Source organism: uncultured Methanobrevibacter sp. (assembly GCF_900316895.1).
In the GTDB taxonomy this organism is placed as follows: Archaea; Methanobacteriota; Methanobacteria; order Methanobacteriales; family Methanobacteriaceae; genus Methanocatella.
In genome coordinates this window covers 1-8,472 of record NZ_ONER01000063.1, presented here as the reverse complement: position 1 = coordinate 8,472, position 8,472 = coordinate 1, and the positions used below count along the sequence as shown (strand labels likewise).

The 8,472-nt window shown below is 41.4% G+C and carries 11 protein-coding genes; 6 read left to right on the top strand and 5 right to left on the bottom strand.

The window, feature by feature from the left end:
- Both QZN27_RS07310 and priL read left to right on the top strand, forming a co-directional pair.
- A partial coding sequence (locus QZN27_RS07310) for an Ig-like domain-containing protein (protein WP_296785779.1) occupies positions 1 to 1,264 on the top strand: 1,264 nt, incomplete at its 5' end.
- 167 nt (positions 1,265 to 1,431) lie between these two features.
- Positions 1,432 to 2,766: a DNA primase large subunit PriL gene (priL, locus tag QZN27_RS07305; protein ID WP_296785776.1), complete on the top strand. Its 1,335-nt coding sequence runs from the start codon at positions 1,432 to 1,434 to the stop codon at positions 2,764 to 2,766.
- A 1-nt stretch (position 2,767) separates the two neighbouring features.
- Here the strand turns inward: priL and QZN27_RS07300 are convergent, their stop codons facing one another.
- Both QZN27_RS07300 and QZN27_RS07295 read right to left on the bottom strand, forming a co-directional pair.
- Positions 2,768 to 3,451: a type II CAAX prenyl endopeptidase Rce1 family protein gene (locus QZN27_RS07300; protein WP_296785773.1), complete on the bottom strand. Its 684-nt coding sequence runs from the start codon at positions 3,449 to 3,451 to the stop codon at positions 2,768 to 2,770.
- Positions 3,452 to 3,459: 8 nt separating this feature from the next.
- Positions 3,460 to 3,975, bottom strand: a complete 516-nt coding sequence (locus QZN27_RS07295) for a hypothetical protein (protein WP_296785771.1) — start codon at positions 3,973 to 3,975, stop codon at positions 3,460 to 3,462.
- A gap of 96 nt (positions 3,976 to 4,071) precedes the next feature.
- On the opposite strand from QZN27_RS07295, the gene priS reads away from it, so the two are divergent.
- Complete coding sequence (priS, locus tag QZN27_RS07290) at positions 4,072 to 5,049, top strand: DNA primase catalytic subunit PriS (RefSeq protein WP_296785768.1); 978 nt, start codon at positions 4,072 to 4,074, stop codon at positions 5,047 to 5,049.
- A gap of 2 nt (positions 5,050 to 5,051) precedes the next feature.
- Complete coding sequence (locus QZN27_RS07285) at positions 5,052 to 5,309, top strand: hypothetical protein (RefSeq protein ID WP_296785765.1); 258 nt, start codon at positions 5,052 to 5,054, stop codon at positions 5,307 to 5,309.
- Between the two features lies 1 nt (position 5,310).
- Here the strand turns inward: QZN27_RS07285 and QZN27_RS07280 are convergent, their stop codons facing one another.
- The gene (locus QZN27_RS07280) at positions 5,311 to 5,883 is read right to left on the bottom strand and encodes a thymidylate kinase (protein WP_296785762.1); all 573 of its coding nucleotides are present in this window, start codon (positions 5,881 to 5,883) and stop codon (positions 5,311 to 5,313) included.
- Between the two features lie 11 nt (positions 5,884 to 5,894).
- On the bottom strand, positions 5,895 to 7,013 hold the full coding sequence (cofH, locus tag QZN27_RS07275) for a 5-amino-6-(D-ribitylamino)uracil--L-tyrosine 4-hydroxyphenyl transferase CofH (protein WP_296785759.1): 1,119 nt from the start codon (positions 7,011 to 7,013) through the stop codon (positions 5,895 to 5,897).
- Between the two features lie 143 nt (positions 7,014 to 7,156).
- On the opposite strand from cofH, the gene comD reads away from it, so the two are divergent.
- Both comD and comE read left to right on the top strand, forming a co-directional pair.
- Positions 7,157 to 7,648, top strand: a complete 492-nt coding sequence (gene comD, locus QZN27_RS07270; protein ID WP_296785756.1) for a sulfopyruvate decarboxylase subunit alpha — start codon at positions 7,157 to 7,159, stop codon at positions 7,646 to 7,648.
- 4 nt (positions 7,649 to 7,652) lie between these two features.
- Positions 7,653 to 8,189, top strand: coding sequence for a sulfopyruvate decarboxylase subunit beta (gene comE / locus QZN27_RS07265; protein ID WP_296785753.1), 537 nt, complete (start codon positions 7,653 to 7,655; stop codon positions 8,187 to 8,189).
- Here the strand turns inward: comE and QZN27_RS07260 are convergent.
- On the bottom strand, positions 8,186 to 8,472 hold a 287-nt coding region (locus tag QZN27_RS07260), incomplete at its 5' end, for a hypothetical protein (protein WP_296785751.1). The genes comE and QZN27_RS07260 overlap by 4 nt on opposite strands.

Sequence of the window (8,472 nt, the reverse complement as noted above, 5' to 3'; positions counted from 1 at the left end):
CGTTGACAACTCAACTCCACATTACGCAGACACAGTCACATATACAATCACAGTCAGCAACAACGGCCCAAGCGCTGCAACCGACATTACCGTGACAGCAGCCATTCCTAGCGGCATGAATGCACACTCAACCGATGCATCATATACCGGAAACGGCATCTGGAAAATTTCCAGCCTTGGAGCAGGCAGTGAAAATGCAATTACACTCTCATTAAATGCAACTGTGGAAAGTCTCGAAGCTTTAACAACCGAATTTACAGTAACATCCCGTGAAAACGACAGCAATGCTGAAAACAACAAGGCAAGTGCAAACTTAAAAGCCATTCCGGTCATTGATTTGAAAATAAGTGGTGTCTCAAATCTCACATCATTTGAAAACATTGGAGACCTCATTGCATTTACAATGACTGTTGTAAATGACGGGCCTTGTAATGCAAGCGGCGTTAATGTCCATGTGGCCTTAAGCGAATTTGTAAAATTCATCAGTGCAGACGGAAGCTTCGACAACACAAGCAATATCTGGGAAATCGGCAATTTAAGCTCTAAAGATTCATGCAGTCTGGTTTTAACCCTAGAGGTTATCGAATACAATGATATCATAAACAGCGTATCCGTCAATGCCAATGAAATCGATTTAAACGAATCCAACAACAACTTAAGCATCAGCGTGACTGCCAAGAAGTTCCCGACAGTGATTGTTGCAAACAATATGGTGACAACTGCCATCGATGCAGCTGTTGACGGCAATAAAGGACAGTATTTCACCGTGACCTTAAAGGACAGCAACAATAATCCTTTGGCCGGACAAACCGTTAAGATTACATTGAATAATGTCGTATACACTGTTCAAACCAAGTCAGACGGTATTGCCAGCGTGCAGGTCAACATCAAAAAGGCAGGTACCTATAAGGCAACAATTTCCTTTGCTGGAAGCAAAAAATATTTAGGTTCATCCGCTTCAGCCAGCATCAAGGTCAACAAGCAGAAACCTAAACTTACAAGCTCCAAAAAGACATTCAAGGCTAAGGCTAAAACCAAAAAGCTTACTGCAACACTTAAAACCAGCAGGGGCAAAGTCCTCAAGGGCAAAAAAGTGACATTTACCATCAAAGGTAAAAAATACATTGTGAAAACCAATAAGAAAGGTGTTGCAACAGCCAAGATCAAATTAACCAAAAAAGGAAAACACGTCTGCAAAATCAAGTTTGCCGGAGATTCAACATATTCGGCAATCACAAAAAGCATCAAAGTTGTTATAAAATAGTTTCTTTGCTAGGTTTGATTATTTATAATCAAATCTAGAACTTTCTTATTTTTTTTAACGTTAAATCTTTTCTCGACTCACCTAAAAATTCAACTGTCCATACCTGAACCAATATTGATTTCAGCTATTAGTTAGCTATTTAAAACATAAAATAAAAAGTTAAAAGCATGGCAGAAGTTTCATTCATAAATCCATTATCCGATGAAGGAAGACTAATTATAAGGGAATACGGAGATCTCAATCAGATATTTGATGAAGACGAATCACTGATAGACATATGCATCCGCACAACCAACCAGAGGTTTTCAGATGATTCCCTGATTCCAAAATCATTGTATGACCTATGCATGAAACGAATGCTCTGGGCAATCGAGAAAAAGAACAACACCAATTTCACACAGGCAGAATTTGAATACCTCACCAATCAGGACCTCTATGCCCAGGATGTGGTGACATTCCATATATTATGCCAGGCAATCGCCATACAGTTCAACCTAGGTTCACGTGAAACAAGACTCTTCATAGAATCCCAGGGAGCACTTATTTTAGAGCGTTTGGCTAAGATACCTCCAATGTCAAGGGCGGAAATAATCGACGAAGTGCTTGATGAGGTCAAAGTCGACGGTGCAATTGGATGGAAATCCCTAAGCGAAGTGATTGCAAGCAAAAAGCTCAAGCTTACTGATTTGTTGATAGATGAGGGAGACATTGTATTGCAGCAGGAAGATTTCCTGTACCGTTTCGGTGATGAATTTACAGACAGAAGCCCTGAGAGAATGTATAATATACTTATAGGTGACAGCGTCAAGGAACAGATTCTTTCAAGACTGATAATGCAGAAAACCGAGGAATACCTTGCACGAATCAAGGAAATGTCAGCAAGAGTCGAAATGCATCCTGCAATTATTAAAATCGGCGAGGACCTAAAGGAATTCATACCTGAAGAAATCAGCAAATACAACCAGTACTATGCAGGAAGCGGAGGAATATACGGAACAGTTCAGGCAGGAAAACTTAACCCTGACGCATTCCCGCCATGCATAAAAGCAACAGTCGAAGGAGTCTCTTCAGGAGGACGTAACGATGCAATCGTACTTCTTTTAACATCATTTGCATCATATGCAAGGCTCTATCCGAGAATTTTCGCATCCGATGAAACAGTCAAGGTATCCGATATGGATCCTGATTTGTCAATCACTGAAAATGAGATTTTGCCTCTGATTTTTGATGCAGCAGACAACTGTAGTCCACCTCTTTTTGACGACCAGCCACAGGAAAAGATAAACATCATATCAAAATTAGGTTTCGGAATGCATGAGCGCGTTGACATTAACCATGAGGGTGAAACAAAATGGTACACTCCTATGAGCTGTGAAAAAATAAAGATACACCTTCCTAACCTTTGCCATCCGGACAAGTCCTGCAAGGGAATAAACAACCCATTGTCATGCTACGGACGAAAGAAGTTCCAGCTGGACAAGGAAGCTCCAAAGGAAGAATAACTTAAGCCCCAAAGATTCCGAGCATCGCCATTATTAAAACAAATGCATCAGTCATCAGATGTGACAGGTATGATGCAAAGAGATTTTTCGTTTTCAGATATACATATAGATGGAACAGTGAACCTAAACCCTGAATCAGAAGCACTGACAGTAAAGAAACGCCAGGTTCCAAATGAATTAAAGCAAAAAAGACCAGTGTAATTGCAGACGATACAATTATTGACAATCTGCGGTTGGAAGTGTATTTAAAGAAAACCCTCAACAGAAACATCAGCGGAATGAACTTCATCAACTCTTCGGCCATCATGGAAAACACCAATGATATGATAGGAACAATATCCGCATCACCGCTTCCGATGCTGGCCAAGCCGCTTGCATCCAAAAGAGGAGTCATGATAAACGAATAGATAAAAAACGCTAAAAACATTACTACAGCAAGTATTACCTCATCTTTTGTAGGCTTTTTGAAAAACAGCGAATAGTCCCAATCGGAAAAATAAAGCAGTGGAATAAGCATTATCAAAAGGAAAAATATGCTTGCCACTAATTCATTTGTAAAAAAATCGGCATGATGAAAGGAAAATAAAGCAACAGGCACGCTGATCAGCAATACCAGCCATCCGATTTTTGACATCCTTGGAATTTCATTGTAAAAGGGAAAATCCCTGTTTTCATCAAAATTCATAATATGACCTACAGACTTGACTGGGAAAACTCGAAAGGATTATGATTTTCATAAATCGCATCATAATACTTGTTTAAAATCTTTGATTCCCACATGTTATAGTTTGCCTGTTCACTTTTTTCGAAGTTATAGGCCAGAACGCCGATGGTCCTTTCATACTCATCAATTCCCTTCATTTCACAGAAGTCGGTTATGATGTCAGGAATGTATTCGCATGGATCATCACTGCTGAACTCCAGAAACTCCTCATATTCATGCTTTGAAAAGAAGTCCTCCTCGTTGACGGGAGTTTCATGGGACTCGATGGTGAAGAGTTCTATATATATTTCATCCGCCAATGGAAGCTGATTAAAATCAATGCCCAATCCATAGACATTGCCTGTTTCAAGGTTCAGTACGGTATGGCCTGTCTTGATGCCGCCCATCCAGTTGTCATATGCGGGCTTTACGATTTCTTCTGGTGTCAGACCTGAAAGCACTGTCTTTAGGTGTTCAACTCCAATGACTTCAACAAATTCTTCCATGAAAATATTTTATACATCCTGATTAATATAATATGTGCAAAATCGCAAAATCACACTTGGCGAATAAATAAATACTTTAAAAATAAACCTATTATTATGTTTTCCAAAGCTACAATAAAAGAGCGAAGACAATACTATCGTGAGGAATGGGACCCTAAAGACTTGCCCGGCTTCATATCAAAGGACATCAAGAAAAGGGAGTTCGGTTTTGACCACAACGGAAGGGGACCAAATGACAGGTACAAGGTCTTTGGCGGAACAGAGGCCCTTCGCAAATTCCTCAGATACAAGGCTCCGTTTGCGGCATACATTTCAGTTGCATTCTACAACAACCCACGCCGCCGTGAGGACTGGCTTAAGGCAGAATACATTTTCGACGTTGACGCAAAGGACATTCCGATAAGGTCCTGCCAGTGCGACGGCGTATGTGAAATCTGTCTTGGGGAGGCTTTGGAAATAGTCAACAATCTTATTGATACTCTTGAAGGCGATTTGGGACTGAAAAACATCCATCTGATATACTCCGGAAGGGGTTACCACATAAGGATCATGGATGAGGAGATGATGACCGCCGGAAGCGAGCTAAGGTCTGAAGTCCTTAAATATGCTGCAGGCGCTGAGGTTCCAAAGTCACAGTTCATGAACGCTGAAATATCCAACCAGAGCTTTAACTTCGAGCATTTCACAATACCTGTCGGATACCAGAAGATTTTCACAGACAGGGTCAAGTTCAACATCCAGCATCTTGTGGGCAATGAAAAGCTTGACGGAATCAACCCTAAGCTCATGAAGGACATCATGGCTTCAAGGCATCATCTTGAAAATGACAACTGGGGCCTGTTCAAAAAGGACATCGGCCCTAGAAGATACAAGAACCTTGTCGAGGCAATGGCAAGGGTAAATCTTGCAACAATAGACGCAAAGGTATCAATTGACCTTAAAAGGATTTTGAGACTGCCTTCCTCACTTCACTCAAAGGTGAGCATGAAGTGCATGGAAGTCAAAGACAGGGAAAGCTTCGACCCGTTCGACAAGGCCGTTCCTAAATTCGTTTATGAAAGAAAAGGTGTATGATTATGGATAACGTTTTAAGAGAAATATTGAGAAAAAACCCATACTTTGAAGAAATCAATGAAAACAGATTTGTTCCCGAATACCTGGGACTGATAGTGAATGGTGTTGTCGTCTATCATGTAAACTGGATTGACATCGTCGGAAACGAGATAATATTCATGCACAAGGACATCCAGACCCATCCGATCGTTTCTCTTGTTCTTGAAAACCTGAATTCCCTGATGATAATCACAAGCGACGGAATAAAAGAAGTATTATAATCTAGTCAGTGCTGAAGCACTTGGCAACTATTTTTTCTGAAATCTCTTCGGGGGAATCATCTGCGGGAACCACATTCCAGTTGTATGTGAACTTCCGTGACTTTTCACGGTTCTCCCTTAATGACTCTATATTTTCAAACATTTCGGTTTCCTCATCACGGGAACCTATTCTTCTGAGGGACTCCTCCGGTGTAATGTCCAAAAAGAACATGCAGTCGGATGTGGGAAGAACGAAAGCAACAATCTTGTATACTATAGTATTGACGACATTCGGAAGATACATCACCGCCAGGATATACCTTGAAAAGATCACCACATCAACATCCTTGTTATAATAGTACATGTGAACGGACCTTATCGCATCAAGCCCGAAATAGACCGTTGCCTTAATCTTATTGTATTTGCCTGTCTTTAAAAGTGCCTGCTTTGACTTGCGGCCGAACTTATTGTCGCTGCATGGATGGGACCTTACGGTAACCTTTCGACCCTTATTCTCATAGGCCTCCGCCAGGAGGTTGACCTGTGTGTCCTTTCCTGAACCGTCCAATCCATCGATGACAATAAATTTCCTCATAAGGCACCTGGCTATTCTATTTCATAAAACTCAGTATAAGTGGAATTCCTCTCAATAGGATGTCTACCCAAATCCCTGACAATGCGGGCAAAGGTATTGATTGATGCATTAACTCCATCAGGCGCACCTGAAGCTTCAGAAAGCTCATCACCACCCAATGTTCCTCCAAGGTCATTTGTACCGGCTATAAGGGAAACCTGTGCAAACCTGAATCCCATTTTCACCCATGAAACCTGGATGTTCGGGACCAAATCCCTAAGCATAAGCCTTGAAACCGCATAGAGCTTCAGGTCCTGTGTTCCGGTGGCTCCAAGATCTGACTGGCCTTCCAGAAATATCGGTGAATATTCATGCATGAATGTCATTGGGATGAACTCGGTAAAACCGTGTGTGTCCTGTTGGATTTGTCTGATTATATCGATATGCTCTACCCTTTCCTCTAAGGTCTCCACATGCCCATACATTATGGTTGCTGAACCCTGGATTCCGACTTCGTGAGCGGTCTTGACGGCATCGATCCATTCAGCCACGCTGACCTTTTCAGGACAGATTATTTCCCTTGACCTGTCGGTGAGTATTTCGGCAGCGGTTCCAGGAAGAGTGTCCAAACCGGCATCTTTGAGAAGTTCGAAACCTTCCGCCATGTCCATTCCTGAAGCCAGACATGCGTCCCTCACCATGGTCGGTGAAAATCCGTGAATTGTAACATTCGGGTAATTGTCCTTTAGAAGTCCAAGAAGATGCAGGTAATAGTCAATGTCGGCATCCGGATGCACTCCACCCATCAGTGTGAATTCGCGTGCTCCATTTGCAACGGCGCCTTCAGCCTTGGCAAGTATCTGCTCGTCATTCAGGATATATGCATCAGGGTCATCGGCATCCTTTCCGAATGCGCAAAAGCCGCATCTGACCGTACAGATATTTGTAAAGTTGATGTTACAGTTATTAATGAATGTTACGTTGTCCCCAACGATTTGGTGTCTTAAAAAATCAGCAGTTGCAAGTAAAGGGTACAGGTCATGCCCTTTTATATTCATCAAATGGTTTGCCTCTTCAACGGAAATCTCCTCATCCAATGATTTTGTAAGAATCTTTTCTGTTTTAGAGGAAACGGGTAGTTTATCAAACATGATTTTATATTGGATTTGAATAAATAAAAAGGTTACTATAAATTAGAATTGAATTAAAACTTATGAAAATTTAAATATAGGAAAAAGTAACTTTAAATACCTTTTAAACATAATAATATTATCAATGGAAATGAAGTGATAAAATGGATAGTACAGAAGCTATTTATGACGGGCTTAAGGATGCCGGAATCGACTTCATCGTCAGCGTTCCATGCGTCAACCTGTCAAAACTATTGAACATGATTGATGATGACCCGGAAATTACACACATTCCGGTTACCCGTGAAGAGGAAGGAATCGGAATATGCGCAGGAGCATATCTCGGCGGAAAAAGAACAGCAATTCTCATGCAGAATTCAGGTCTTGGAAACTCCATCAATGCTTTAAAGTCACTGATGGAACTGTATGAGTTTCCTCTTTTAATGATTATGAGCCACAGGGGAACAGAAGGCGAAAGCATATGCGGCCAGGTACCTATGGGCGAGTCCACCGCACTTATTCTTGAGGCAATGGGCTTCAACTTCTTCACTCCAGCCACCCCTGAAGCTGCATATGATGACGTGAGGCTCTCATGGGAGCTGTCCGAAGATGAAGGAAAGCCGGTGAGCATTCTATTGGAGATCAAATATTGGTGATAACATGGCAAGATATGAAGCGATACAGGAAATAATGGAAAGCATTGAAGAGGAACTCATCATCTGCAATATAGGATTTCCATCAAGGGAGCTCTATGAGATAGATGACAGGTCAAAAAACTTCTACATGATAGGATCAATGGGCCTTGCATCCTCAATCGGATTCGGGCTTGCAATGGCAAGGCCGCATAAGGATGTTGTCGTCATTGACGGGGACGGATCCCTTCTTATGAATATGGGTTCACTTGTGACAGTCTTTGCAAACAACCCTTCAAACCTTACATGGATTGTCATTGACAACGGAGCCTACGGTTCAACCGGAAACCAGGACACCTACGCACAAAAAATAGATCTGGTGGATGTTGCAAAAGGAGTCGGGTTTAAAAACAGCTTCGATTTCAAGGACATCAACTTGAAAGATGTGATAAGAAGTGACGATGCGAGTTTCGTTGTCTACAAGACAGAACCGGGCAATTCAGATGCACCAATAATCGATTTGGATCCTATCACCATCAAGGAAAGGTTCATGAGCTCTATTTAATTAGAAAATTTTCTAATTAAATAACCTCCAACCCTGCATATGCCGTAATACAGCACAATCTGGAAAAAGCAGACAGACATTGTCATGAAAAACGGCAAAACACCACTTCTCAGTGAACTTGGAACAAGAAAAATCAGATACCCTATAAATATCGCCAATCCCACAAATACGCCAATCAGCTTGGCCTTTGAAATCCTTCCATCGACATACAGAATGTCAGCAATAAGTTCCTCATATGATGCTTCAGCCATTAATATCACACATGCCATTATTTGAATTTTAT

Bases quoted from the DNA above. Each gene is read 5' to 3' on its own strand.
- priS (WP_296785768.1), top strand. From the start codon at position 4,072: ATGTTTTCCAAAGCTACAATAAAAGAGCGAAGACAATACTATCGTGAG.
- comE (WP_296785753.1), top strand. From the start codon at position 7,653: ATGGCAAGATATGAAGCGATACAGGAAATAATGGAAAGCATTGAAGAG.
- comD (WP_296785756.1), top strand. From the start codon at position 7,157: ATGGATAGTACAGAAGCTATTTATGACGGGCTTAAGGATGCCGGAATC.
- QZN27_RS07300 (WP_296785773.1), bottom strand. From the start codon at position 3,451: ATGAATTTTGATGAAAACAGGGATTTTCCCTTTTACAATGAAATTCCA.
- QZN27_RS07295 (WP_296785771.1), bottom strand. From the start codon at position 3,975: ATGGAAGAATTTGTTGAAGTCATTGGAGTTGAACACCTAAAGACAGTG.
- cofH (WP_296785759.1), bottom strand. From the start codon at position 7,013: ATGTTTGATAAACTACCCGTTTCCTCTAAAACAGAAAAGATTCTTACA.
- QZN27_RS07280 (WP_296785762.1), bottom strand. From the start codon at position 5,883: ATGAGGAAATTTATTGTCATCGATGGATTGGACGGTTCAGGAAAGGAC.
- priL (WP_296785776.1), top strand. From the start codon at position 1,432: ATGGCAGAAGTTTCATTCATAAATCCATTATCCGATGAAGGAAGACTA.
- QZN27_RS07285 (WP_296785765.1), top strand. From the start codon at position 5,052: ATGGATAACGTTTTAAGAGAAATATTGAGAAAAAACCCATACTTTGAA.